At 62.9% G+C, this 26,055-nt stretch carries 20 protein-coding genes; all 20 read left to right on the top strand.

Features of this window, described 5'->3' with window-relative positions:
• Nucleotides 1-32: 32 nt before the first annotated feature.
• The 20 genes from flgH (at nt 33) to pseI (ending at nt 26,041) form a co-directional block, all read left to right on the top strand.
• Nucleotides 33-710 (top strand): flagellar basal body L-ring protein FlgH, encoded by a 678-nt coding sequence (flgH, locus tag HX866_RS15515; RefSeq protein WP_177092594.1) that lies wholly within the window; start codon nt 33-35, stop codon nt 708-710.
• Nucleotides 711-721: 11 nt separating this feature from the next.
• Nucleotides 722-1,831: a flagellar basal body P-ring protein FlgI gene (locus tag HX866_RS15510; protein ID WP_177092593.1), complete on the top strand. Its 1,110-nt coding sequence runs from the start codon at nt 722-724 to the stop codon at nt 1,829-1,831.
• Nucleotides 1,832-1,844: 13 nt separating this feature from the next.
• Entirely contained in the window at nt 1,845-3,143 is a 1,299-nt protein-coding gene (flgJ, locus tag HX866_RS15505; RefSeq protein ID WP_177093347.1) for a flagellar assembly peptidoglycan hydrolase FlgJ, read from the top strand.
• Nucleotides 3,144-3,153: 10 nt separating this feature from the next.
• Nucleotides 3,154-5,205 carry a flagellar hook-associated protein FlgK gene (gene flgK / locus HX866_RS15500; protein WP_177092592.1) on the top strand — a complete coding sequence of 684 codons (2,052 nt, stop codon included), beginning with the start codon at nt 3,154-3,156 and terminating at the stop codon, nt 5,203-5,205.
• Between the two features lie 13 nt (nt 5,206-5,218).
• Nucleotides 5,219-6,784 (top strand): flagellar hook-associated protein 3, encoded by a 1,566-nt coding sequence (locus HX866_RS15495; protein WP_177092591.1) that lies wholly within the window; start codon nt 5,219-5,221, stop codon nt 6,782-6,784.
• A gap of 112 nt (nt 6,785-6,896) precedes the next feature.
• Nucleotides 6,897-10,490, top strand: coding sequence for a glycosyltransferase (locus tag HX866_RS15490; RefSeq protein ID WP_177125009.1), 3,594 nt, complete (start codon nt 6,897-6,899; stop codon nt 10,488-10,490).
• A gap of 170 nt (nt 10,491-10,660) precedes the next feature.
• Entirely contained in the window at nt 10,661-11,434 is a 774-nt protein-coding gene (gene rfbF / locus HX866_RS15485) for a glucose-1-phosphate cytidylyltransferase (protein WP_177092589.1), read from the top strand.
• The gene (gene rfbG / locus HX866_RS15480; RefSeq protein WP_177092588.1) at nt 11,416-12,498 is read left to right on the top strand and encodes a CDP-glucose 4,6-dehydratase; all 1,083 of its coding nucleotides are present in this window, start codon (nt 11,416-11,418) and stop codon (nt 12,496-12,498) included. The genes rfbF and rfbG overlap by 19 nt, the downstream gene beginning before the upstream one ends.
• Entirely contained in the window at nt 12,495-13,055 is a 561-nt protein-coding gene (locus HX866_RS15475) for a dTDP-4-dehydrorhamnose 3,5-epimerase family protein (RefSeq protein WP_177140069.1), read from the top strand. Before rfbG ends, HX866_RS15475 begins: the two co-directional genes overlap by 4 nt.
• Nucleotides 13,052-14,278, top strand: coding sequence for a class I SAM-dependent methyltransferase (locus HX866_RS15470; protein WP_177140068.1), 1,227 nt, complete (start codon nt 13,052-13,054; stop codon nt 14,276-14,278). Before HX866_RS15475 ends, HX866_RS15470 begins: the two co-directional genes overlap by 4 nt.
• Nucleotides 14,279-14,283: 5 nt before the next feature.
• Complete coding sequence (locus HX866_RS15465) at nt 14,284-15,141, top strand: NAD-dependent epimerase/dehydratase family protein (protein WP_177125013.1); 858 nt, start codon at nt 14,284-14,286, stop codon at nt 15,139-15,141.
• Nucleotides 15,131-16,201 carry a class I SAM-dependent methyltransferase gene (locus HX866_RS15460; protein WP_177140067.1) on the top strand — a complete coding sequence of 357 codons (1,071 nt, stop codon included), beginning with the start codon at nt 15,131-15,133 and terminating at the stop codon, nt 16,199-16,201. The genes HX866_RS15465 and HX866_RS15460 overlap by 11 nt, the downstream gene beginning before the upstream one ends.
• Nucleotides 16,202-16,221: 20 nt before the next feature.
• A complete protein-coding gene (locus HX866_RS15455) occupies nt 16,222-16,956 on the top strand; it encodes a cephalosporin hydroxylase family protein (protein WP_177092584.1) in 735 nt (244 codons plus the stop codon).
• A 53-nt stretch (nt 16,957-17,009) separates the two neighbouring features.
• Nucleotides 17,010-19,934, top strand: coding sequence for a TIGR00180 family glycosyltransferase (locus HX866_RS15450; RefSeq protein ID WP_177125005.1), 2,925 nt, complete (start codon nt 17,010-17,012; stop codon nt 19,932-19,934).
• Between the two features lie 30 nt (nt 19,935-19,964).
• Complete coding sequence (pseB, locus tag HX866_RS15445; RefSeq protein ID WP_177092582.1) at nt 19,965-20,966, top strand: UDP-N-acetylglucosamine 4,6-dehydratase (inverting); 1,002 nt, start codon at nt 19,965-19,967, stop codon at nt 20,964-20,966.
• Nucleotides 20,963-22,132, top strand: coding sequence for a UDP-4-amino-4,6-dideoxy-N-acetyl-beta-L-altrosamine transaminase (gene pseC, locus HX866_RS15440; protein ID WP_177140066.1), 1,170 nt, complete (start codon nt 20,963-20,965; stop codon nt 22,130-22,132). Before pseB ends, pseC begins: the two co-directional genes overlap by 4 nt.
• 34 nt (nt 22,133-22,166) lie before the next feature.
• On the top strand, nt 22,167-22,787 hold the full coding sequence (locus tag HX866_RS15435) for a pseudaminic acid biosynthesis-associated methylase (RefSeq protein WP_177140065.1): 621 nt from the start codon (nt 22,167-22,169) through the stop codon (nt 22,785-22,787).
• Nucleotides 22,784-23,494 (top strand): pseudaminic acid cytidylyltransferase, encoded by a 711-nt coding sequence (gene pseF / locus HX866_RS15430; RefSeq protein WP_177140064.1) that lies wholly within the window; start codon nt 22,784-22,786, stop codon nt 23,492-23,494. The genes HX866_RS15435 and pseF overlap by 4 nt, the downstream gene beginning before the upstream one ends.
• Entirely contained in the window at nt 23,491-24,996 is a 1,506-nt protein-coding gene (pseG, locus tag HX866_RS15425; RefSeq protein WP_177140063.1) for a UDP-2,4-diacetamido-2,4,6-trideoxy-beta-L-altropyranose hydrolase, read from the top strand. Before pseF ends, pseG begins: the two co-directional genes overlap by 4 nt.
• Complete coding sequence (pseI, locus tag HX866_RS15420) at nt 24,989-26,041, top strand: pseudaminic acid synthase (protein WP_177124999.1); 1,053 nt, start codon at nt 24,989-24,991, stop codon at nt 26,039-26,041. The genes pseG and pseI overlap by 8 nt, the downstream gene beginning before the upstream one ends.
• Nucleotides 26,042-26,055: the final 14 nt, after the last annotated feature.

Below are 26,055 nucleotides of genomic sequence, written 5' to 3'. Positions count from 1 at the left end.
GGGCGCCTGCAACACCGTGAGGTAATAGGGTCATGAATCGGTTGTTTCCCCTGCTCGCATTGAGCTCGATGGTGCTGTTGGCCGGTTGCATGAGCCCGCCACCCAAGCCCAATGACCCGTATTACGCGCCGGTGTTGCCGCGCACCCCGTTGCCCGCTGCGGCGAACAACGGTTCGATCTACCAGGCGGGCTTCGAGCAGAACCTGTATGGCGACCGCAAGGCTTTCCGGGTCGGCGATATCGTCACCATTACCCTGAACGAAGCCACCCAGGCGAGCAAGAACGCCAACTCCGACCTGTCGAAGAAAGATGCCAACAACTTTGGCCTGACCACGCTCTTCGGCTCGTCGGTGACCAGCGGCAACGCGAACCTGAGTGTCGGCTATGGCGGCACCAAGACCACCGACGGTTCGTCCAAGGCTGCGCAGAGCAACAGCCTGACCGGTTCGATCACCGTGACCGTGGCTGACGTGCTGCCCAACGGCATCATCGCCGTGCGTGGCGAGAAGTGGCTGACCCTCAACACCGGCAATGAGCTGGTGCGTATCGCCGGGATGATCCGGGCGGATGATATCGCCACCGACAACACCGTTCCGTCCACTCGCGTGGCCGATGCGCGCATCACCTACTCGGGTACCGGCGCGTTTGCCGACACGAGCCAGCCGGGATGGCTGGACCGCTTCTTCCTCAGTCCGCTCTGGCCTTTCTAGGTGCTATGACCATGTTCAATTTCAAGCATGTGATGGCGGCTGTGCTGCTGATGTCTACCGCTCTCGGTGCCCAGGCCGAGCGGTTGAAGGATATCGCCAGTATTTCCGGTGTGCGCTCCAACCAACTGATCGGCTACGGCCTGGTGGTTGGTCTCAACGGTTCGGGTGACCAGACCACGCAGACACCCTTTACCCTGCAGACTTTCAACAACATGCTTTCGCAGTTCGGCATCAAGGTGCCGGCCAACGCCGGGACCGTGCAGTTGAAGAACGTCGCGGCGGTGTCGATCAGCGCTGATCTGCCGGCGTTCGCCAAACCGGGGCAGGTGGTGGATATCACCGTCTCGTCCATCGGTAACGCCAAGAGCCTGCGTGGCGGCACCTTGTTGATGACGCCACTCAAGGGTATTGACGGTAACGTCTACGCCATCGCCCAGGGCAACCTGGTGGTGGGTGGTTTCGATGCTTCGGGCGCGGACGGTTCGAAGATCACGGTCAACGTTCCGTCGGCCGGTCGTATTCCCGGCGGGGCTTCGGTGGAGCGCGCGGTACCGAGTGGTTTCAACCAGGGCAACAGCCTGACCTTGAACCTCAACCGCTCCGACTTCACCACCGCCAAGCGGATTGTCGACAAGGTCAACGACCTGCTCGGTCCGGGCGTGGCCCAGGCCATCGACGGCGGCTCGATCCGCGTCACCGCGCCGCTGGATCCGAGCCAGCGGGTCGACTACCTGTCGATGCTGGAGAACCTCGAGGTTGATCCGGGCCAGGCGGTGGCGAAAGTCATCATCAATTCGCGCACCGGCACTATCGTGATCGGCCAGAACGTCAAGGTTTCACCGGCTGCAGTGACCCACGGCAGCCTGACCGTGACCATTACCGAAGACCCGATCGTCAGCCAGCCGGGGGCGTTGTCCAACGGCACCACGGCGGTGGTACCGCGTTCGCGGGTCAATGCCCAGCAGGAAGCCAAGCCGATGTTCAAGTTCGGCCCGGGGACCACCCTGGACGAGATCGTTCGTGCGGTGAACCAGGTGGGTGCGGCGCCAGGCGACTTGATGGCGATTCTCGAAGCCTTGAAACAGGCCGGCGCCTTGCAAGCCGACCTGATCGTGATTTGAGGTCGTCGATATGGTGGATATGCGCAAGAGCGGGCTGACAACGACCGGCGACTCCGGTGCCTACAGCGACCTGAATCGACTGAACAGCCTGAAGGTCGGCGACCGCGACAGCGACGCCAACATTCGCAAGGTGGCGCAGGAGTTTGAGTCGCTGTTCGTCGGCGAAATGCTCAAGTCCGCGCGCGCGGCCACGGATGTCATCGGCCAGGATAACCCGCTCAATACCCCGGCGACCAAGCAGTACCAGGAAATGTACGACCATCAGTTGGCCGTGACCATGTCGCGCCAGGGTGGCGGTATCGGCCTGGCCGATGTGCTGGTACGCCAGATGACCAAGAACAAACCGAAGCGGCCTGCCGATGGCGGGCTCAAGGTCGGGCCGCCGGCCGGCACGGTCGCCACCGAAGCGCCAGTGGCGACACCGATCGACGCCGGCATCACCACGGCGGCGACCGCGGCTTCGCCGTTCGCGCGCTCCAATGGCCAGCGGCCCTTGTGGGCCACGCGGGTCGCGAGCCCGGCCCACAACAGCGATGGCAGCCTGCACAACGACATGGCCAAGATCAACCAGCGCCGCCTGGCATTGCCGAGCAAGCTGACCGATCGCCTGGTCGCCGGGCTGGTGCCATCGGCTGACGGCAGCCTGGCCGCGCTCAACGCCCAGCCCGTGCCGGCGCGCAGCAGTGCTCTCAGCGATGCCGTGCTCCAGGGGCAGGCTCAGACTGCCCGCAGTGTGGGCGGCGTGTCTAACTCGAATATGCAGTTCTACGGTCGTGCCATGGCCCAGCCGCCGTTGGCGCCAGCCAAACAGGCTTTCAGTTCGCCCGACGAATTCGTCGCCACCATGCTGCCAATGGCGGAGCAGGCGGCCAAGCGTATCGGTGTCGACCCGCGTTATCTGGTGGCCCAGGCGGCCCTGGAAACCGGTTGGGGCAAATCGGTCATGCGTCAACAGGACGGCAGCAGCAGTCACAACCTGTTCGGCATCAAGGCCGGCAGCAGTTGGCAGGGGCCCCAGGCCCGCGCCATCACCAGCGAGTTTGAAAATGGCCAGATGGTCAAGGAAACGGCGGACTTCCGTTCCTATGGTTCCTACCAGGACAGCTTCGATGACCTGGTCACCATGTTGCAAAGCAATAATCGCTATCAAGATGTGCTGAAGTCGGCCGATAAACCTGAACAGTTTGTACGCGAGTTGCAAAAGGCCGGGTATGCCACCGACCCGGACTACGCAAGCAAGATTTCGCAAATAGCAAAACAGATGAAGAGCTACCAGAACTACGCTGCGGCGGGCGCTTCCACGAATTTATAAGGTCTGAATCATGAGCTTGCTCAATATTGGTATGACGGGGTTGAACGCGGCCTCGACGGCTTTGAACACCACCGGTAACAATATTTCCAACGTGAATACGCCGGGCTATTCGCGTCAGTCGACCGTTCAGACCAGCTCTGCCTCGCAGCAATATGGCAACGTGTTCATCGGCACCGGCACGACCCTGGCGGATGTCCGTCGGGTCTACAGCGCCTACCTGGATTCACAGTTGCAGACCTCGACGGCGCTCAACAGCGATTCGTCCTCGTACCTGGCCCAGGTCACGCCGACCGACTCGATGCTGTCCGATGCCAACACCGGCATGACTGCTTCGTTGCAGCAGTTCTTCTCTTCCCTGCAAAGCGTGTCCACTACCCCGACGGATGATGCGTCCCGCCAGACCACGTTGACCAGCGCCCAGGCCTTGAGCAACAAGCTCAACAGCCTCTCCCAGCAGTTGAGCCAGCAGAACACCGGAATCAACAGCAACCTGTCGGACATGTCCGACCAGGTGAACAAGCTGGCGACCACCATCGCCCAGTACAACGATCAGATTTCCAAGGTCACCACCGCCGCCGGGGCACCGAACGACCTGCTGGACCAGCGCAGCGAAGCGGTGCGCCAATTGTCCGAACTGGTCGGGACCCAGGTGGTCCAGCGTGGTTCGAGTTATGACGTCTATATCGGCAACGGCCAGCCGCTGGTGATGGGCAACACCACCAACACCCTGTCCGCCGTGCCGAGCAAGGACGACCCGAGCCAGTCGGCCTTGCAACTGGATCGTGGCAGCAGCACCGTCGATATCACCTCCACCGTGACCGGTGGCGAGATCGGTGGTCTGCTGCGCTATCGCAGCGATGTACTCGAGCCGTCGATCAACGCGCTGGGGCGCATTGCCATGGTCACGGCCGACCAGATGAACAAGCAACAGGCCCAGGGCATCGACAAGAACGGCAACTTCGGCTCGCCGCTGTTCACCGATATCAACAGCCCCTCGCTGATCAGCCAGCGCAGTATCGCCAACGCGAACAACAGCGCCGGCTCCGGCAACCTGAACGTGACCATCGCCGACACCGGCGCGCTGACCACCAACGATTACCAGGTTACCTTCAGCAGCGCGACCAACTACAGCGTCACGCGCTCCGACGGCACCGCCATGGGCACCTTCAGCACCACGACCACGCCGGCCCCGGTGATCGACGGGATCACCCTGAGCCTGACCGGCGGCGCGATGAGTCCCGGCGACAGCTTCAAGGTGACCCCGACCCGCAGCGGTGCCAGTGATATCCAGACGGTGATGACCAACGCGCAGAACATTGCCGCGGCGGCGCCGCTGACCGGTGTCACCAGTGCCAACAACGGTGGTACCTACACTCAGCCGACCCTGGTCGACCAGTTGGGCACGTCCAACGCGACCAATAACGCGCAACTGCAGGACGCCATCAAGTACGGCACGCCGGTCAAGATCGTCTTTGGCGCACCCGGTACTGGTGCGACCGCGGGTACCCAGAGCTACACCCTGACCGACGCCCAGGGCAACACCATGGGCACCGGCACCATCGTGCCGGGGCAGTCCAACACCCTGAACCTGAACGTGAACATGGTCGACTCCACCGGCGCTGCGGTGCTGGACCCTGTGACCGGCCTGCAGAAGACGTTCACCGTTCAGACCACTGTGGCTGGCAACCCGACAGCCGGTGAAAGCTTCACCATGTCGATGACCGGCGCCGGTTCTTCGGACAACCGTAACAGCACCGCCCTGATCGCCCTGCAAAACAGCAAGACCGTGGGCACGGGCGCCACGAACGGCGGCAGCAGCATCTCGGATGCCTATGGCTCGTTGATCTCCACTGTCGGTAGCAAGGCGGCCCAGGCCACCTCGGACAACACGGCGACGACGACCATCCTGACCAACGCCACCAACGCGCAAAGCTCCCTGTCCGGCGTCAACCTGGACGAAGAGTCCGCCAACCTGGTCAAGTACCAGCAGTACTACACGGCCGCGTCGCAGATTATCAAAGCCGCCCAGGCTATCTTCAGCACGCTGCTCAGCAGCCTTTAAGGAGTCGTGATTCATGCGCATTTCCACCGCCCAGTATTACGAAACCACGGCTGCCAACTACCAGCGTGGCTACAACGACACACTCAAGACCAGTGCCGAGGCCAGCAGCCTGGTCAAGTACAACACCGCCGCCGATGACCCTGTGGGCGCGGCGCGGTTGGTGCAGTTGGGGCAGCAAAGCGCTGCATTGACCCAGTACTCGACCAATATCGGTTCGCTCAAAGGTTCGCTCAGCCAGTCGGAAACGGCGTTGAGCTCGATTCAGAGCGCCATGCAAACGGCCCGCGAAACCGCGCTGGCGGCCATCAGTGGCACCAACACCGATGCCGACCGCAAGGCTTATGCCGCGCAATTGGGGCAGCTTCAGGGACAGATCCTCGGGCTGATGAACAGCCAGGATGCCAACGGCAACTACCTGTTCGCCGGTTCGAAAACCAATACCCAGCCCTATACCGCCAATTCCGACGGCACCTACAGCTACAACGGCGATCAGTCGCAGTTGAACCTGGCCGTTGGTGCCAATAATTCGGTGGCCAGCAATGTGACCGGCTGGGACGCGTTCCAGCAGTCCATCAACACCGCCCGCACCCAGGTCACCCTGACCTCGCCGGCCGTGGACGACGGCCGCGTCACCCTGTCCAACGGCCAGGTCAGCAACAGTGCGACCTACGACGCCAAGTTCAGCGCAGGCCAGCCCTATACCGTCAGCTTCCTCAGCAGCACCCAGCTCAAGATCACCGATGCCAGCGGCAACGACGTCACTTCCGAAGCCAGCCAGAACGGCGTGATCAGCAACACCAGCGGCACCAATCAGACGGTCAACTTCCGTGGTGTGGACCTGGGGCTGAGCATCAACCTGCAGTCCGGCGATGTGCCGGATACCGTGATTGCCGGGCATAGCTTCACCCTGGCCGCGCAGCCGGATACCTTCAATACCACGCGCAGCGCCGGCAATCCGTCGACCACGGTGGTGACCGGGGCAACGACAACCAACCAGGCGGCCTACGACAGCACCTTCCCTTCCAGTGGGGCGATCCTCAAGTTCACCAGTGCCACGGCCTACGACCTCTACGCGTCGCCGATCACGGCCAGTAGCCGGCCGGTGTCCTCGGGCACCATGACCGGTTCGACGGCGACGGCGGCGGGGGTCAGCCTGACCTTGAGCGGTGCGCCGGCGGCCGGTGATCAGTTTGTGATCCAGCCGAACAATCACCAGACCCAGAACATCCTCGACACCTTGAACCAGATGATCACGTCGTTGAATACGCCGGCTGATGGCAACCCGGTTGCCCAACAGAAGCTGCTGGCGGTCATGAACGCGGGTGTCAGCAACGTCTCCAGCGCCATGGACCAGGCCGGCAGCTCGATCACCGCCATCGGTACCCGCGGCCAGACCATTGATTCCCAGGATGCCACCAATCAGAGCCTGGTTATCGCCAACACCACCGCTCAAGGGTTGATTGTCAACGCCGACCCGGCGGCGGTCATGACTCAACTGACCTTGCAGCAGACCATGTTGCAGGCGGCGCAGTTGGCGTTCAGCAAAATCAGTCAATTGGGCCTGTTCAACAAGATCTGATTCGACCCGGACGCGGGAGTCATCGTGGCTCTCGCGTCTCCATCAACCGCCTTTTTCAGCGGTGCGAGTGGCTCGTCCGATCGGGTAAGTCGCGCTGCTTGCGAGCCCCGCCGTGAACCCACTCCCCCTCGTCAGTCTCGTCATTCCCGCCGTCAATCCACGTTTTTTTGCCAAAGCCCTGTACAGCGCCTTGGGCCAGGGTTACGGCAATCTCGAAATCATCGTATGCGATGACAGCCAGGATGACGAAATCGGCCGCCTGGTCGAGGTCATGGGCGAAGAGGCGGGTCGGGCGATACGTTATGTCCGTAACGCGCGCAAGCTCGGGCATGTGGCTAACGTGCTCGCGGGGCTTGAGTTGGCCCAGGGCGAGTTCATCAAGTTTCTCTATGACGACGACCAGCTGTTTGGCGCCTGTATCGAACGTCAGGCCCAGGTCCTGATCGAGCAGACCGACGTCAATCTGGTGCTGGCGCAGCGCATGTTCTGGGACGCCTACGATCTGCAACTGCCGATGCGTCTTGAGAACGCGACGTTGGCGCCCACCTGCTCGGTCTTCAAGGGCGAAGACCTGCTGGCGATTTTCGAGACCTTTCCAGTCAACATCCTGGGCGGTTTCAGCAATGCGCTGCTGCGTCGCGCGGATGCGCTGGAATGGCTGCCTGCCTTGACCCAGCCGGGGCATTGTTTTGTCGCTTCGCTGGAGCTTGCGTTTTACATCTGCCTGTTGCGTCGCGGCAACATGGTGATGCTGAACCACGTCCTGAGTGTCGAGCGTCGTTACCCGGAACGCCCCAACCGGCAGCAGGCGATACGTGAGGCGGTGCTCTCGGAGCGTGAGTGGCTGCTGCAAATGCTCAAGGCGCGCAGTGGCGAGTCGGCCCCGGCCCATGGCTGGGTCCGCTTGTTGCCGCTGACCCGTGCCGCAGAGTCGCCACGGGTCTGGGATGAGCTGGCGTTGCTGCGGACCCTGGGCACCAAGCAGACCACCGAGATCTGGCGCGTCGGGGTGACCAGCGAAAGTTTTTCCGAAATGTATGCCCAGTGGCTGGCCTGTCGGACCCTGACGGAGCCTGAGCGCAAACTGCTACCCGATGCTCTGCTCGAATGGTCGTGGCAGCCGAAGATCGTGGCGGTGGTGATCGATCGTGAAGGCAGTTTCGCCGCCCTCGACACGACCCTGCAGAGCCTGGCCGGGCAGCTCTATCCGGCCGAGTTGACCCTGGTACTGTCTGACACCTGTAACGAAGCCGTGCTGTTGGACCGGGTATTTACCTTGCCGTTGCAAGAGGACTGGCAGCAGCAACTCAATGAGCTGTTGGCCCAGATTGACGGCGCTGACTGGTTTTATCTGTTGCGTGCCGGCGATCGTCTGGTGGAGCCCGCGCTGTTGGTGCTGGCTGATCGCATCGTGCAGGCGGGCGAGGAATGCTGTTTTTATAGTGACGAGAGCTGTTTGCACGACGGCGAGTCAGCGGAGCCGGTGTTCAAGCCCGACTTCAACCTGGACCTGATGCGCAGCTATCCGTATGTCGGCCGTGTCCTGGCCTTCAAGCGCGAGCCTTTCCTGGCGCTCGGTGGCTTCGAGTCGCGACATGGCGAATTGGCGCCTCACGACCTGCTTTGGCGGCTGGTCGAGCAGTTCGGTACCCAGGTGGTCGGGCATATTACCGAGGTGCTGGTGGAGTCCGTGCTGTCGCTTTCCCAATGGATCTCGCTGCCCGAGTTGCTCGAACTGAACGCACCGCTGCTCGAGGCGCATCTGTGGCGCCTCGGTGTGGCCCATGAGCTGCGTGACAGAGGTCGTGGGTTGTTCAACCGTGTGGATTATCTGCACGCCGATCGACCGCTGGTCTCGATCATTATCGTCTGCAAGGATCAGTTGGCGGCGGTGCAGCGTTGTGTCGAAACCTTGTTGGAAAAAACCGTTTACAGCGAGTACGAGTTACTGCTGGTGGATAACGGCAGTGAAAGTCCGGAGGCGTTGGCCTGGCTGAACGCCATGGCGAGCATGGGCAGCGATCGCTTGCGCGTATTGACCTTTGCGCATCAGGGCCGGGCTGGCGTTATCAACGCCGCTGCCGAGCAAGCCAGGGGCGACTATCTGTTGCTGTTCAACCCCTATCTGATGGTGACTGACGGCCTTTGGCTCGACGAGATGCTCAACCATGCCCAGCGCCCGGAAGTCGGCGTGGTGGGCGCCAAGCTGTTCAATGCCGACGGGCAGGTGGTCCATGCCGGTCTGGTGCTTGGCTTGCATGGGCCGGCGGGTCTGCCTTTTCATGGCGAGTCCCTGCAGTCCCCGGGCTATATGCATCGTTTGCAGATCGCTCATGACCTGAGTGCGGTCGGTGCCGATTGCATGATGGTGCGCAAGAGCGTGTTCGACAGTGTGCAGGGGTTGGATGAAGCACAGTTTGTGCACTCGCTCAGTGAAGTCGATTTGTGCCTGAAGATTGGACGCAGCGGTTACCTGGTGGTCTGGACCCCCGATGCGCAACTGGCCCTGGGGGCCCGTCCGGGCGTTGTGCTCGAGGCGGACCAGCAGGTCTTGCGTGAGCGTGAGCAAGAGGCTTTTTATCTGCGCTGGCTTCCGGTCATCGCACGGGACCCGACCTACAATCCCAACCTGAGCTTGCGGGCTCTGGGCGGCGGCAGTTTCGGCCTCGAACCGGGCCTGCTGTCTGGATGGACGCCGTTTTCCGTTCGCAGTCTGCCGAAGGTGCTGGCGATTCCGGTGAATGCCTCGGCCATCGGCCACTATCGGGTGACGCAACCGCTGATCGAGCTGCAAGCCGCGGGGCGTGCGGTCGGACGGGTCATGTATGAAATGCCGTCGATTATCGAAGTCGAGCGTCAGTCTCCTGACGTTATCGTGCTGCAGGGGCGTTATACCGAAGGGCCGATCAATGAATGCGTGCCGCTGAAGACCTACTCGAATGCCCGGCGCATCTATGAGCTGGATGACTATGTGATCCAGCCGACCAAGAAAAACGCCCATGTCCGCAATATGCCGACCCGTGACGAGATGGAAGCGCTGGTTCGTCGTGGTATCGGCCTGTGTGATCGGGTCGTGGTCTCGACCGAGCCGCTGGCCGACGCCCTGTCGTCCATGCACAGCGATATTCGTGTGGTTCCCAATATGCTGGCGACCCAACTGTGGACAGGCTTGAAGGGGCAGCGCCGGACGTCGAAAAAGCCCCGGGTCGGCTGGGGCGGCGGCACCAGTCACTCCGGTGACCTGGCGGTGATTGCCGAGGTCGTGCGCGAGTTGGCGACGGAGGTCGACTGGGTCTTTTTCGGCATGTGCCCGGACGACTTGCGCCCTTACATGCATGAGTTCCATGGGGTCATCGCGCTGGATATCTATCCGGCGAAACTGGCGAGCCTGAACCTGGACCTGGCCCTGGCGCCGCTGGAGTTCCACATCTTCAACGACTGCAAGAGCAATCTGCGGCTGCTGGAGTACGGGGCTTGTGGTTATCCGGTGATCTGCACCGATACCAAGGCCTATACCGGCTATCTGCCGTGCACCAAGGTCAAGACCAACTCCACGGATGAGTGGTTGCAGGCCATTCGCATGCATCTGTCCGACCCCGATGCCAGCTACCGCATGGGCGACGAGTTGCGTGAGATCGTTCTGCGCGACTACATGCTGCGCGGCGACAACCTGCGTTACTGGGAGAACGGCTGGCTGGCCGATTGATCCCCCTGTAGAGCTGGCGCGTTTCCTGCAAGTCCCCCTGCATATCGCCATAAATCGTGCATTTGGCGGCGCGGCCCACGGGCGGTGTGCCGCTGGCGCGATTTGACCCGGCAGTCTGGGAAGTCCCACAGCGCCTCAGCAGGCGCTGTGTCGAACAGGAGGGGACGTTGATGAAGGCAGTTATTCTGGCGGGTGGCCTGGGCACGCGGATCAGCGAGGAATCGCACCTCAAGCCCAAGCCGATGATCGAGATCGGCGGCAAGCCAATTCTCTGGCACATCATGAAGCAGTACTCCGCCCACGGTATTCACGACTTCGTGATCTGCCTGGGGTACAAGGGCTACGCCATCAAGGACTTCTTCGCCAACTACTTCCTGCACACCTCCGACGTCACCTTCGACATGAGCAACAATCGCATGGACGTTCACCAGAACTACAGCGAGCCATGGCGCGTGACCCTGATCGACACCGGCGAAGAAACCATGACCGGCGGCCGCCTGCGCCGTGCCGGGCGTTACCTGGAGAAGGAAGAGGCGTTCTGCTTCACCTACGGTGACGGTGTCTCGGACCTGAACATCGGCGCGCTGGTGGACTTCCACCGGTCCAGCGGCAAGTTGGCGACGGTCACTGCCGTGCAGCCGCCAGGCCGCTACGGCGCACTGGAGCGCGACGGCGACATGGTCCGTGGTTTTATCGAGAAGCCCCGTGGCGATGGTGGCTGGATCAACGGAGGTTTCTTCGTCCTGTCGCCCAAGGTGCTCTCGCTGGTCAAGGACGATAGCTCCGTGTGGGAAGCCGAGCCCTTGGCGGAACTGGCGGCCCAGGGGCAACTGAATGCCTTCCAGCACGATGGCTTCTGGCATCCGATGGACACCCTGCGGGACAAGAATCATCTGGAGCAACTGTGGCAGAGCGGGGAGGCCCCATGGAAGCAGTGGGACTGAGCCGCGCCTTCTGGAGTGGCAAGCGGGTCCTGCTGACCGGCCACACCGGTTTCAAGGGCAGTTGGCTGGCGCTCTGGCTCGAGAGCCTGGGGGCCCAGGTCAGCGGCTTCGCCCTCGACCCCGGCACCGAGCCCAGCCTGTTCGAACTGGCCCGGGTCGGCGAGGGCCTCAATGACCAACGCGGCGATCTGCGCGACCTCGGCGCCTTGCTGGAACTGATCGCCGAGACCGAACCGGAAATCGTCCTGCACCTGGCGGCCCAGCCGCTGGTACGCGAGGCCTATCGTGATCCGCTCGGCACCTACTCGAGCAATGTCATGGGCACCCTCAACCTGCTGGAAGCGATTCGCCAGGTCGGTGGGGTACGCGCCTGCGTACTGGTGACGACCGACAAGGTCTACGCCAACCAGGAATGGGCCTGGCCCTATCGCGAGAACGAAGCCCTCGGCGGCCATGATCCCTACAGCAGCAGCAAAGCCTGTTGCGAGTTGTTGGCGCAGTCCTATGTGGCGTCCTTTTTTCCCGCTGAACGCTACGAGGCCCATGGCCTGGCGGTGGCGACCGCGCGGGCCGGCAACGTCCTGGGGGGCGGCGATTTTTCCCCGGAGCGACTGATCCCCGATGTGCTCCGGGCCTGGTCGGCGAATGAGCCGGTGACCCTGCGTTATCCACAGGCGGTACGGCCCTGGCAGCATGCCCTGGAACCCCTGGCCGGCTACCTGCAACTGGCCGCCGCGCTCTATGAGCGTGGGCCGGAAGCGGCGGGGGCGTGGAACTTCGGACCCGGCGAGGATGACATGTGCAGCGTCGGCGACGTCGTCGCCCGGCTCGCCGGACGCTGGCCACACGCGCCGGGCCTACGGGTCGAACCCAGCGAACTGCATGAGGCCGGCCTGTTGCGCCTGGACAGCAGTCGCGCCCGGCAGTTGCTCGGCTGGCAACCGCGCTGGTCGTTGCAGCAATGCCTGGAACAGACCCTCGACTGGCATCTGGCCTGGAAAAACGCCGAGGACATGCGCGGCGTGACCCTGGCGCAGTTGAATCTGTACCGGGGTGAGCTTTGAGTGAATTCCTGATTCAGGCTTTGCCCCTCAGGGGGCTGTTCAGCGTGCAGCACAAGCACCATGCCGATCAGCGCGGGCATTTTTCCCGGCTGTTCTGTGAAGGCAGCCTGAGTGCGTTCGGCGAGTCTTTTCATATCCGCCAGATCAACCATTCCTGCACCCGCGAGCGGGGCAGCGTGCGCGGCCTGCATTATCAGAATGCACAGGCCCCGGAAGCCAAGCTGATCACCTGTCTACGCGGTGAAGTCTGGGATGTCGCGGTAGACCTGCGTCCGGATTCAGCGACCTTCCTGCAGTGGCACGCCGAGCACCTGCGTGCCGGCGATGGTCGCAGCCTGTTGATTCCCGCCGGTTTCGCCCACGGTTTCCAGACCCTCAGCGACGACGCCGAACTGCTCTACCTGCACAGTGCCGACTATACGCCGGACGCCGAGGGCGGCCTGTCGGTGTTCGATCCGCGCCTGGCAATCGCCTGGCCCGAGGCTGTCAAAAATCTGTCGGCCAGGGACAGCAGTCACCCCCTGATCGATACGTCTTTCCCTGGAGTGCGTTTATGAACTGCCGAGGTTGCGGCACCCCGCTGGTTTTGCCGTTGATCGATCTGGGCACCTCGCCGCCCTCCAATGCTTACCTGCGGGCTGACCAGTTGGAGCAGGCCGAGCCATGGCTGCCGTTGAAAGTCGCCGTATGCCAGAGCTGCTGGCTGGTACAGACCGAGGACTACACCCGCGCCGATACGCTGTTCGATGCCGACTACGCCTACTTCAGTTCGTTTTCCAGCACCTGGCTGGCGCATGCCGAGTGTTATGTGGCCGAGATGGTCGAGCGCTTCGAACTGACCGCGGACAGCCGTGTGGTGGAGGTGGCCGCCAACGATGGCTACCTGCTGCAATATGTCGCCGGGCGCGGTATCCCGTGCCTGGGCGTCGAGCCGACCCGCAGCACCGCCCAGGCGGCGCGGGACAAAGGCCTGGAGATCCGCGAGCTGTTCTTCGGCCGCGACAGCGCCTTGCAGTTGCTTGAAGAGGGCTGGGCGGCCGACCTGATGGCGGCCAATAACGTGCTGGCCCATGTGCCGGACATCAATGACTTTCTCCAGGGTTTCGCGACGCTGCTCAAGCCGACGGGGGTGGCCACTTTCGAGTTCCCACACCTGCTGGCCTTGATCGCCGGACAGCAGTTCGACACCCTGTATCACGAGCACTACTCCTATCTGTCGCTGACCGCCGTGCAGGCCTTGTGCGTGCGCAACGGCCTGGAAATCTTCGATGTCGGCGGCTTGCCGACCCATGGCGGTTCGTTGCGGGTCTTCGTGCAGCGCGCCGACGGTTCGCGTCGCGCGGTGCAAGCGGTGGTTCGCCAGGTGCTGGAAGCCGAACTGGCCGCGGGGGTGAAGACCCCGACGTTCTACGCGACCCTGGCACCGGCCGCCGAACGTATCAAGCACGACCTGCTGCGCTTCCTGCTGCAGGCCAAGGCCGAAGGCAAGCGCGTGGTGGGTTATGGCGCGGCGGCCAAGGGCAACACTTTGCTCAACTACGCCGGGATCCGCTCGGACCTGTTGGCCTGGGTGGCCGATGCCAACCCGCACAAGCAGGGCAAGTTCTTGCCGGGCAGCCGCATTGCCGTGGTCTCGCCCGAGCGTATCGCAGCGGAAAAACCGGACTACGTACTGGTGTTGCCGTGGAACCTGTTGCAGGAAGTGAGTCAGCAGCAGGCTGTCGTGCGCGAATGGGGCGGGCGTTTTGTCGTCGCCGTGCCCGAGTTGACGATCCTGTGAGTGGCCTGAAAGTGCTGGTGACGGGGGCGACCGGTTTTGTCGGTCGCCATCTGGTCTCGGCCTTGCTCGCGCGGGGGCATTCGGTACGCGCCGTGGCTCGCAACCCTGAGGCCGCGCGCAAGCTGCCGTGGATCGATGAGGTGGAATTTGTCGCCGCCGATGTGCATGCCGCGGACCTGGACCTGGCCACGTTGACCGAAGGCGTGGATGCCCTGGCCCATCTGGCCTGGCCGGGGTTGCCGAACTACCAGGCGCTGTTTCACTTCGAACACAACCTGTTCGCCGATTACCGATTTATCAAGCAGGTGGTCGAGGCCGGCATCCCCCAGGTCCTGGTGACCGGCACCTGCTTCGAATATGGCTTGCAGAGTGGGCCATTGAGCGAAGCGACAGCGCCGCAACCGAGCAACCCCTACGGCCTGGCGAAGAACACCCTGCGCCTGTTCCTGGAGACGTTGAGTCAGCAGTTGCCGTTCAACCTGCAATGGGCGCGCCTGTTCTACCTGCACGGCGAAGGACAGAACCCCAACAGCCTGCTGGCCAGCCTGGACCGTGCCATCGAGGCCGGCGACAGTCACTTCAACATGTCGGCGGGCGAGCAACTGCGCGATTACCTGGCGATTGAAGTGGCCGCCGATTACCTGGCGCGGCTGCTGGAACAACGGGATTTTTCCGGCGTGGTCAATTGCGCCAGCGGCCGGCCGATCGCGGTGCGGACCCTGGTCGAGCAGCGCCTGCGCGAGCGTGAGTCGTCCATCGCGTTGAACCTGGGTCACTACGGTTATGCCAGTCACGAGCCCATGGCGTTCTGGGGCGTGGCCGAGCGACTGCAACAGCTACTGGGAGTCGAACATGGCGCATGAGTTGTATCGGGCAGCTGAGCTGCCGGTCCTGCAAAACCGCACCTTTGCCGACGCGGCCTCGGCCAGGGCTTCGGCCAGTGCCGATATCGTGTTGGTACAAGATGAAGTCAGCGGCTTGATCTTCAACCAGGCCTTCGATGCCGAGAAGTTGAGCTACGACAGCGACTATCAGAACGAGCAGGCCCATTCCGGCCAGTTCCAGCAGCACCTGAACGATGTGGAAGGCATCATTGCCCGGCACTTCAAGGGCCGGAGCCTGATCGAGGTCGGTTGCGGCAAGGGCTATTTCCTCGAGCTGCTGCGTGGCCTGGGCTACGCCATCACCGGCATCGACCCGGCCTACGAGGGCAGCAATCCCGAAGTGATCAAGGCCCCGTTCACCCGAGGCCTGGGCCTGGCCGCCGATGCCCTGGTGCTGCGTCATGTGCTGGAACATATCGCCGATCCGGTGGCGTTCCTGGCGGCGATGGCCGAGGCCAACCAGGGTGGGCAGATCTATATCGAGGTGCCTTGCTTCGACTGGATCGTCGAGCACCGAGCCTGGTTCGATCTGTTCTATGAACACGTCAACTACTTCCGTCTCGATGACCTGCGCCGCTTGTTCGGCACCGTGCACGAGGCCGGCCATCTGTTCGGCGGGCAGTACCTGTACATCGTCGCCGACCTCGGCAGCTTGCGCCTGACACCGACCGAGTCGGTGCGGCACCAGCATTTGCCGGATGATTTCACCGCCAGCCTGGCCAAGGCGATCCGCATCATTGGCGAAGCTCCCGAACAAGGCTCCTGCATCTGGGGCGCGTCCTCCAAGGGCGTGATCTATTCACTGTTCCTGCAGCGGGCGGGCGTGGCGGTGGACCAGGTGGTGGATATCAATCCGGCCAAGCAGGGACGTTACCTGCCCCTCAGCGGTGTGCGCGTGTCGTCGCCGCAGGAAGCCCTGGACACCTTGCCCGAAGGTGCCAACCTGTTTGTGATGAACTCCAATTACCTCGAAGAAATCAAGCGCATGACGGGTGGGCGATACGTCTACCACGCCGTCGACAGCGCCTCCTTTCAATGAACTTTTGCCGAGACCGAACAATGACCAAGACCGTTATGCAAGCCTTCGAAGCCGAATGCCAAGCCGAAATCGCCGCCCAGGGCCAGGATGAAAAACTCCAGGGCCTGGCCCGTGACTTCTTCAACGAGTCGGCCAAGCACAAGTACAGCTACCACTTCTCCTGGATGGGCCGGCCGATCATTCAGCTGCCCCAGGACATGATGGCGATGCAGGAGATCATCTGGCAGGTCAAGCCGGACCTGGTGATCGAGTGTGGTATCGCCCATGGCGGTTCGATCATCTACTACGCCTCCCTGCTGGAACTGCAAGGCCATGGCGAAGTGCTGGGCATCGACCGCGATATCCGTCCGCACAACCGCGAGGCCATCGAGAGCCATCCGATGAGCAAGCGCATCAGCATGATCGAGGGTTCGAGCATCGAGATGTCGACTGTCGAGCAGGTCCGTGCGGCTGCCGAGGGCAAGAAGGTCATCCTGGTGCTGGATTCCAACCACACCCACGATCACGTGCTGGAAGAGCTGCGCCTCTACGCACCGCTGGTTTCGGTCGACAGCTACTGCGTGGTGATGGATACCGTGGTCGAAGACATGCCGGCGGAGTTTTTCCCTGATCGTCCGTGGGGTCCGGGCGATAACCCGAAGACCGCGGTCTGGGCTTATCTGAAAGAGAACAATGATTTCGAGATCGATAAACAGCTGCAGAACAAGCTGTTGGTCACCGTTGCACCTGATGGCTACCTGCGCCGGGTTCGCTAAGTAGCCAGATCATCCTGAGTTCATTTGTCGATTCGAAGTTTTGGGGAAAGGTTATGCAAGGCAACTACGTTTCTGAGCAGGCGTTGGTCCTGGGTGATTTGTTGACGGTGGTGCTGGTCACCCATAACCGGCCGGCGTTCCTGCGCCGGGCGGTGAAGTTCTACAGCGCGTTGCCTTGCAAACTGCTGGTGCTGGATTCCTCCCCGGTGGCCTATGCCGAAGTCGCGCTGGGGCATGATTCGATCGAATACCTGCACGTGCCGCAGTACGACTACTGGAAACTGCAGAACAAGTTCGCCCATGGCGTGATGAGCGTGACCACGCCGTACATGGTGTTTGCCGCCGACGACGACTTTATCGTTCACGGCGCGCTGACCGAGTCGGTGGCGTTTCTGGAGAACAATGCCGACTACGGCATGTGCCATGGCTACTGCATGATGTACCTGTCGTTGCCGAACAGCGTCAGTTACTACCGACGTGACAAGAAGGTCTGTGAGGACTACGCCTCCGAGCGGGCCCAGGATCGCGTGGTGGACTACATGCACCAGTACGTGCCGCCGTTCTACGCCGTCCACCGTACCGCGCTGATGCGCGACTGGCATTCGGCCCTGCCGGAAGGCACCAGTTTCCAGTGGCAGGAAATCGGCCATGTCTACTACATGCTTGCCCGGGCCAAGGCGCGCATCCTGCCGATTCCCTATGTGGTCCGTGAGGTCAACTATGGCGATTCGGAACACAGCACCGAGGTCTATCACTCGCTGACCTACACCGATGCCAAGTCGGTGGCCGAGCGTGAGGCGTTTGCCGAGTTCCTGGCCTCGTTGCCTACCGCGATCGAGGGCCTTGATCCGGCACAGGGCAAAGCCTTTGCCCTGGAAAGTTTCGAAGCCATGACCGACAGCTTGCGTACCGGGCGCGCGCTGACCATGGAAGGGCTTTTCGAGTCCACCTGGGTCAGCATCAAGGATGCTCCCGTGCGGCGTTTCGGGCCCAAGCAGTACATGGAAATGCCTTACTACAACCAGGCATTTTTCGATCAGTTGACCCAATTTGAATTCCTGCTCCATGGGATGCCGGCCGGCCGCGTGCAGTTGATGGGGCTGGAGGGGATATGGACCCGCCAGGACGCCCTGATGCGTGCGCACAACAACGACACCCCGGAAAGCGTGGTGGATCGTCTGTGGCAGGCCCAGGCGTGCAACCTGTTCAACCGCCGGGTGGTCAAGCGTCTGGCCCAGCAGCTGGAAAGCCTGGGCGAAGAGCAGGAAGCCCGGGATATGTTCGCCTGGGCCGAGCGCCTGGACGCGGTCTCCAGCGAAGACAATCACTCGACGTTCAAGGCGATGCTTTCCGGGCGTCTGCTCGACTGGCTGAAAGCCCGTGAACCGTCCAATGCCGAGCTGGATGCGATTGGCAACTACGCGGCGGCGCAGGGCCGGGGGCCGGTGTTCGGCCTGCTGGTACTGAATCTGGACGACGACATCGGCAAGTTGCAGGTCACCCTCGACAGCCTGGCGGAAGGGCACAGCAAGGCCTTCCGCATCGTCGTCTTCACCACGGGCGAGCCGCAGACGGCGACCACCCTGCAGAACACCCTGCACTTTATCCGGGTGACCCCCGGCAACCTGGTGGACAAGCTGAACCAGACGATCCGCCAATTGCCTTGCGACTGGGTGCTGCTGACCGAGGCCGGTGACGAGTTCACCGCCGGCGGCCTGCTGCGCGCCGGTCTCGAACTGCGCGCGGCCGAGGGCTGTCGTGCGGTGGCCACCGATGAAATCCAGCGCGACGTCAATGGTGCGTTGACCGATGTGTTCCGTCCTGACTTCAACCTCGACCTGCTGCAAAGCGTACCGGCGCTGATGGCCAGGCACTGGTTGATCCGCCGTGAAGCATTGCTGGAGGTGGGCGGCTACAAGGCCGACTTCAGCAAAGCCCTGGAATTCGATCTGTTGCTGCGCTTGATCGAGCAGGGCGGCATGGCCGGATTGGCTCATCTGGACGAGTCGTTGCTGATTTCCAGCCTGCCGGCGCTCGAAGAGAACGCCCATGAACGCCTGGCGTTGCTGCGTCACCTGGGCACGCGTGGCTACAAGGCCCAGGTCACTTCGCAGAATCCGGGCAGCTACTTTGTCGATTATCGGCATACCGGGCGCCCGCTGGTGTCGATCATCCTCCACGGCCAGGCCGACTTCGTCGAGCTGGAGCGCTGCCTGAACGCCGTCCTGCAAAAGACCCGCTACCTGAAATACGAAGTGCTGGTGGCCGATCACCCGAGCTACAGCGATGCCCTCGCAACGTGGCTCCGGGCACAGCCCCTGGCCGGCAAAGTCAGTGTGCTGCAAGGCGACTGGTCGAGTGCCTCGGCGTTCTGCAACGCGGCGGCAGGCCAGGCATTGGGCGAGTACCTGGTGCTGCTCGCGCAAGACAGCGAAGTGGTCAACCCCAACTGGATCGAGTCGCTGCTCAACCAGGCCCTGCGCCCGGAAGTCGGTGTGGTCGGCGCCAAGCTCTACGGTCGTGATGGGAAGGTCTCCCAGGCCGGGCTGATTCTCGGCTTGAACGGCGGTGTCGGTTCGCCTTTTGTCGGCGAGAAGACGGAGGCCAGGGGCTACATGCAGCGGTTGGCGGTGGAGCAGAACTATTCGGCCGTTTCGGCGGTGTGCCTGATGGTGCGCAAGGCGTTCTTCGAGGCCGTCGGTGGCCTGGACGAAGGTGACTTTGCCGAGGCCTTCGCCGATATCGATCTGTGCCTCAAGATCGGCCAGGGTGGCGGCCTGATCGCCTGGACGCCGCAAGTGCAGGTGCTCCACCCGGGTCTCCTGCCCGAGGCGCCACAGGCCCTGGCCGTTCTGCGCGAAAAATGGGCGGCGAACTTCCAGCACGACGCTGCCTACAACCCACACCTGTCCTTGACGGGCAAGGGGTTCAGCCTGGGCAGCGCCAGCCCAGTGGGATGGGCGCAGTTGCTCGTTTAAGCCTGGCAGACAGTTAAAGGGACTCACGGCATGTTCAACGGCAAATCGATTTTCATCTCCGGCGGCACCGGCTCGTTCGGTCGCAACTTCATCCGCCGCCTGCTGGAGCAGTACCAGCCGCGGCGGGTGGTGGTGTTCTCGCGTGACGAGCTCAAGCAGTACGAGATGCAGCAGACGTTCAACGCGCCGTGCATGCGCTATTTCCTCGGTGATGTCCGGGATGCCGAGCGTTTGCGCCTGGCCATGCGCGGTATCGATTTTGTGGTGCATGCCGCGGCCCTGAAGCAGGTGCCGGCGGCCGAGTACAACCCCACCGAATGTATCCGCACCAACGTCAATGGGGCGGAAAACATCATTGCCGCGGCCATCGACAATGGCGTGCAGAAGGTTGTCGCCCTGTCCACCGACAAGGCGGCCAGCCCGATCAACCTCTACGGGGCGACCAAGCTGCTGTCGGACAAGCTGTTTGTCGCCGCCAACAATATTGCTGGCGAACAGGCGACCCGCTTTGCCGTGGTGCGCTACGGCAACGTGGCCGGTTCGCGGGGTTCGGTGGTGCCGTTCTTCAGCAAACTGATCGCCGAGGGCGCCCGGGAACTGCCGATCACCGACGAGCGCATGACCCGTTTCTGGATCACCCTCGACCACGGCGTGCAGTTCGTGCTCGACAGCTTCGCCCGTATGCACGGTGGTGAAGTGTTCGTCCCGAAGATCCCGTCGATCCGCATCGTTGACCTGGCGTCCGGCATGGCCGCTCACCTGCCCCATAAACACGTGGGCATTCGACCGGGTGAGAAGCTGCATGAGCTGATGGTGCCGCTGGACGATGCGCGCATGACCCTGGAGTTCGCCGACCACTACACCATCCAGCCGTCGATCCGCTTCACCAGCGTCGATGTCGATTTTGCCGTGGACGGCCTGGGTGAGCAGGGCAAGGCGGTCGGCGAGACGTTCGAATACCGTTCCGACACCAACCCCGACTTCCTCGATGTGATGCAGATCGCCGATCTGCATGCCGGGCTGTCGATATGACGCCCTATCAGATTCCCTATGGTCACCAGAGCATCGAGCAGGCAGATATCGACGCGGTGGTCGAGGTGCTTCACTCGCCCTGGTTGACCCAGGGGCCGACCGTGCCGCGCTTCGAGGCGGCGCTGGCGGCGCATTGCCAGGCCGATTTCGCCGTGGCGGTGTGCAATGCCACGGCGGCTTTGCATATCGCCTGCCTGGCGGCGGACCTGGGGCCGGGGGACCTTTTGTGGACCAGCCCCAATACCTTTGTCGCTTCGGCCAACTGCGGTCGCTACTGTGGGGCCGAGGTGGACTTTGTCGACATCGACCCGCTGACCCTGAACCTCGATGCCGGCCTGCTGGCAGAGAAACTGGCCGCCGCCGAGGTGGCCGGTCGGTTGCCCAAGGTCGTGGTGGCGGTGGCCTTTGCCGGCCAGAGTTGCGATATGCGCGCCATCGCCGCCTTGTCCGAGCGTTATGGCTTCACGCTGATCGAGGATGCCTCCCATGCGGTCGGTGCCTCCTACCTCGGGCGACCGGTGGGCTGCGGTGCCTTTGCGGCGATGACCATCTTCAGTTTCCATCCGGTGAAGATCATCACCTCGGCCGAGGGCGGCATGGTCCTGACCAACCGCCCCGAATTGGCCGAGCGCCTGCGTCGCCTGCGCAGCCATGGCATCACCGGTGACCCGACGCAGATGAATGTGCCCGCCGAGGGCCTGTGGTACTACCAGCAGTTGGAGTTGGGCTTCAACTATCGGATGACCGACCTGCACGCGGCCCTGGGCCTGGCGCAAACGGCCCGGCTCGACAGCTTTGTCGCCCGCCGCCGTGAACTGGCCGCCCGCTATGACCGCTTGCTGGCCGAGTTGCCGCTGCAACTGCCGGTGGCCCAGGCCGGCGCCGAGTCGGCCTGGCACCTGTACGTGGTGCGTTTGCAGCTCGAGCAGATCAAGGTCAGCCAGCGTGAAGCCTTCGAGACCTTGCGCGCCGCCGGCATTGGCGTGAACCTGCATTACATTCCCGTGCACCTGCAACCCTATTACCGTGAGCAGGGCTTCAAGGACGGGGACTTCCCCGAAGCCGAGCGTTACTTCGGTGAAGCCCTCAGCCTGCCGTTGTTCCCGTTGCTCACTGAAGCGCAGCAGGACTATGTGGTCGAACAGTTACGAAACCTTGTCGGTTAAACGACGCTCAATGACCCGAGGATAAGCACCCGACATGCGTGAGTTCAGCGAGCAGGAAGTGTTCTGGCGTGGTGAGTTCGGCGATCAATACGTGGGCCGCAACCAGGGTCAGGCCTTGGTCGCCGCCAACCTGGCGCTGTTCGCCAAGGCCCTGGCGCGTACCGGTCGGCTCGCCAGCCTGCTGGAGTTGGGCACCAACACCGGCAACAATCTGCAAGCCTTGCATCAGTTGCTGCCCGCGTGTGCCCTGCAGGGCGTGGAAATCAATGCCAAGGCCTGTGAGCAGGCGCGTGAGCTGGGCATCGCCGAGATCTGGCACGGCTCGTTGTTCGATTACCCGCGCGAGCGTAGCTTCGACCTGACCCTGAGCAAGGGCGTGCTGATCCACCTGGCGCCTGAACTGCTGGCGACGGCCTATGAGCAGCTGTATACGCTCAGTGGACGCTATATCCTGATTGCCGAGTACTACAACCCGGTGCCAGTGGAAGTGTCCTATCGCGGTAACAGCGGCAAGCTGTTCAAGCGTGACTTCGCCGGGGAAATGCTCGACCGTTACCCGGACCTGCAACTGCTGGACTACGGTTTCAGTTACCACCGCGATCCGCAGTTCCCGACCGACGACATCAACTGGTTCCTGTTGGAAAAGCGCTCTTGAGTGCAATTGCAATCATTCCGGCGCGCGGTGGCAGCAAGCGTATTCCGCGCAAGAATCTCAAGCTGTTCCATGGCGAGCCGATGATTGCCCGCTCGATTCGCCTGGCGCTCGATTCGGGGCTGTTCGAACATGTCGTCGTCAGTACCGATGACGAGGAAATCGCCGCCCTGGCCCTGGACCGTGGGGCAGAGGTGCCCTTTATGCGCCCGGCGGCCCTGGCCGATGACTTCACCGGCACGGCGGCGGTAATCGCCCATGCCGTGGAGGCCTTGCAGCAGGCCGGGTATGTGTTTGAGCATGCCTGCTGCATCTACGCCACCGCGCCGTTGTTGCAGGCGCGGTTTTTGCGCCAGGGCCTGGATCTGCTCGAGGCCCACGCTGAAAAGTCCTTTGCGTTTTCGGTCTGCGAATTCGGTTTCCCGGTCCAACGCGCCTTGACGCTGGGCCAGGACGGCGGGTTGACGCCGCTGTACCCCGAGCATCGACAGACTCGCTCCCAGGATTTGCCCCGCGCCTTCCAGGATGCCGGACAGTTCTACTGGGGGCGCAGCGCGGCCTGGCTGCGAGGCGATGTGTTGTTTTCGGAGCAAAGCCTACCGGTGATCCTGCCCCGGCATCTGGTTCAGGACATCGATACCGACGAGGATTGGCGACGCGCCGAGTATCTTTACAGTGCCTTGCTGGCCGGCGGGGAGCTGGAACCATGAGGGTGCTGATTCGCGCCGACGCCTCGCCGGCCATTGGCAGCGGTCATGTGGCGCGCTGCCTGAGCCTGGCGCAGGTGTTGCGCAGTGGCGGCGCCGAAGTGCTGTTCGCTTGCCGGGCCTTGCCCGGGCACTCGCTGGCGCGGATCGCCGAGCAGGGTTTTCGTGCCCTGGCGTTACCGGCCGAGTATGCCGGCGAGGTGCCTCGTCTGGATATCGAGGCGCCGTTGCTGTGGCAGGCGGATATCGCCGCCCTGGGTGCCTGTCTGGTCGGCGAGCCCGACTTCGACTGGATTGTCGTCGATCACTATGGCCTCGATCACGCCTGGCAAACCGCCGCTCGCCAGTGGGCGCGGTGGATTGCGGCGATCGATGACCTGAACAATCGCCAGCATGCCGTGGATATACTCTTCGATCAGAATTTCACTGCGGGCGATCCCGAGTACGCCAACCGCTGCTTGCAGCCCTGCCGTGAGCTTTTCGGTCCGCGTTATGCGCTGATTCGTGACGAGTTCTGCCAAGGTCCGCTGCCCATCAACGTGCAACCCCGTCGGGTACTGGTGAATTTTGGTGGGCTGGATGCTGCCGGAGAAACCTGGAAAGCCATGCGCGCCCTGGCGGATTTCAGCGCGTTGGAAGTGGATTTTATCGCCGGCACCGCCAACCCCATGCTGGCCTCGATCCAGGCCCTGGCGGCTGATCGTCCGCAGTGGCGGGTGCAAACCTTTGTCAGCGACTTCGCCGCGCTGATGGCCCGGGCCGATCTGTTTATCGGTGCCGGTGGCGGTACCAGTTGGGAGCGCGCGGTCCTCGGCCTGCCGACCCTGTGTATTGCCGTGGCGCCCAACCAACGTGCGAATGCCGAGCGGCTGGCGGCAGCCGGCGTGCATGTCTATCTCGGTAGCAGCGACGAAGTGGACGTCGACAGCCTTCGCCAGGCCATCGGTTTTGTCCTCGGCAATGTCAGTCTGCGGCGCAGTTTGGCCGAGCAGTCGCGGCGTCTGGTGGATGGGTTGGGGGCGCGGCGGTTCGCCGTGGCCCTGGCCGGTGCCAACCTGGGTTTGCGCCGGGCCACGGCAGCGGATTCGCAGTTGTTGTTCGACGGCCGCAACGCCGAGTCGGTGCGGCGTGCTTCGTTAAGCCACGAACCCATCACTTGGCAAGCCCATCAGGCCTGGCTGGCCGCCAGCCTGCTCAAGCCCGGGCGCCTGCTACTGGTCGCCGAGGCGGCGGATGGCCCGGTGGGCATGTTGCGCTACGATCTTGTGGGCAGCCGTGCCGAAGTCTCCCTCTATCTGTTCCAGGGCCGCGCCGGTTTGGGTTGGGGCAGGGCGCTGCTGGCACGGGGCGAAGCCGCCTTGCGTGAACACTGGCCGCAGGTGACGGCGATTGACGCCCAGGTACTGCCGGACAATCCGGCTTCCATCGAATTATTCCGTCACGGCGGTTATGTCCAGTCGGTCTGCCGTTTCGAGCGAGTGGTAAAGGATCAGCACCATGACTAGTTTCAAGATCGGCCAGCGGGTGATCGGCGCGGACGCGCCACCCTTCATCATTGCCGAGATGAGCGGCAACCATAACCAGTCGCTCGAAGTGGCGTTGCGGATTGTCGAGGCAGCGGCCAAGGCCGGTGCCCATGCGCTCAAGCTGCAAACCTATACCGCCGACACCATGACCCTGGACCTGGACGAAGGCGAGTTCTTCATCCAGGACCCGGCCAGTCTCTGGGCCGGCTCGTCGCTCCATGCCTTGTATGAAAAGGCCCATACGCCCTGGGAGTGGCACGCGCCGATCTTCGCCCGTGCCCGGGAACTGGGCATGCTGGCGTTTTCCACGCCTTTCGATGAAACGGCGGTGGCGTTTCTCGAAAGCCTCGACGTGCCGGCCTACAAGATCGCCAGTTTCGAAAATACCGACCTGCCGTTGATCCGGCGCGTGGCCGCGACCGGCAAGCCACTGATCATTTCCACCGGCATGGCCAGTGTCGCCGAACTGGATGAAACGGTGCGCACCGCCCGGGCCGCCGGTTGCCGGGACCTGGTGCTGCTCAAATGCACCAGCACCTACCCGGCCAGTCCGCAAAACAGCCATGTGCGGACCATTCCTCACCTGCGTGAATTGTTCGGCTGCCAGGTCGGCTTGTCCGATCACTCCATGGGCGTGGGGGTGGCGGTGGCCGCGGTGGCGTTGGGGGCGACGGTGGTGGAGAAACATTTCACCCTGGATCGCGCCGATGGCGGTGTGGATTCGAGCTTTTCCCTGGAGCCCGCCGAACTGGCCAGCCTGGTCGTCGAGACCGAGCGCGCCTGGCAGGCCCTGGGCCAGGTGCACTACGGCGTCACCGAGGCGGAACGCAAGTCCCTGGTGTATCGCCGCTCGCTGTACGTCACCCGCGATATGGCCGCGGGGGAAACCTTCAGCGCCGACAACCTGCGGGCGATCCGCCCCGGCCTGGGACTGGCGCCCCGGCACCTCGACGCCGTGCTCGGGCGCACGGCCCGACAGGCCCTCAAACGTGGGACGGCGCTGGCCTGGTCACTGATCGAATAGTGCTTTGTCGGGCT

Source organism: Pseudomonas gingeri (assembly GCF_013386165.1).
Taxonomy (GTDB): Bacteria; Pseudomonadota; Gammaproteobacteria; order Pseudomonadales; family Pseudomonadaceae; genus Aquipseudomonas; species Aquipseudomonas gingeri_C.
The sequence above is the reverse complement of the archived record's forward strand: the minus strand, read 5'-3'. Positions and strand labels throughout refer to the sequence as shown.

Bases quoted from the DNA above. Each gene is read 5' to 3' on its own strand.
- flgH (WP_177092594.1), top strand. From the start codon at position 33: ATGAATCGGTTGTTTCCCCTGCTCGCATTGAGCTCGATGGTGCTGTTG.
- HX866_RS15510 (WP_177092593.1), top strand. From the start codon at position 722: ATGTTCAATTTCAAGCATGTGATGGCGGCTGTGCTGCTGATGTCTACC.
- flgK (WP_177092592.1), top strand. From the start codon at position 3,154: ATGAGCTTGCTCAATATTGGTATGACGGGGTTGAACGCGGCCTCGACG.
- HX866_RS15495 (WP_177092591.1), top strand. From the start codon at position 5,219: ATGCGCATTTCCACCGCCCAGTATTACGAAACCACGGCTGCCAACTAC.
- rfbF (WP_177092589.1), top strand. From the start codon at position 10,661: ATGAAGGCAGTTATTCTGGCGGGTGGCCTGGGCACGCGGATCAGCGAG.
- rfbG (WP_177092588.1), top strand. From the start codon at position 11,416: ATGGAAGCAGTGGGACTGAGCCGCGCCTTCTGGAGTGGCAAGCGGGTC.
- HX866_RS15470 (WP_177140068.1), top strand. From the start codon at position 13,052: ATGAACTGCCGAGGTTGCGGCACCCCGCTGGTTTTGCCGTTGATCGAT.
- HX866_RS15460 (WP_177140067.1), top strand. From the start codon at position 15,131: ATGGCGCATGAGTTGTATCGGGCAGCTGAGCTGCCGGTCCTGCAAAAC.
- HX866_RS15455 (WP_177092584.1), top strand. From the start codon at position 16,222: ATGACCAAGACCGTTATGCAAGCCTTCGAAGCCGAATGCCAAGCCGAA.
- HX866_RS15450 (WP_177125005.1), top strand. From the start codon at position 17,010: ATGCAAGGCAACTACGTTTCTGAGCAGGCGTTGGTCCTGGGTGATTTG.
- pseB (WP_177092582.1), top strand. From the start codon at position 19,965: ATGTTCAACGGCAAATCGATTTTCATCTCCGGCGGCACCGGCTCGTTC.
- pseC (WP_177140066.1), top strand. From the start codon at position 20,963: ATGACGCCCTATCAGATTCCCTATGGTCACCAGAGCATCGAGCAGGCA.
- HX866_RS15435 (WP_177140065.1), top strand. From the start codon at position 22,167: ATGCGTGAGTTCAGCGAGCAGGAAGTGTTCTGGCGTGGTGAGTTCGGC.
- pseG (WP_177140063.1), top strand. From the start codon at position 23,491: ATGAGGGTGCTGATTCGCGCCGACGCCTCGCCGGCCATTGGCAGCGGT.
- pseI (WP_177124999.1), top strand. From the start codon at position 24,989: ATGACTAGTTTCAAGATCGGCCAGCGGGTGATCGGCGCGGACGCGCCA.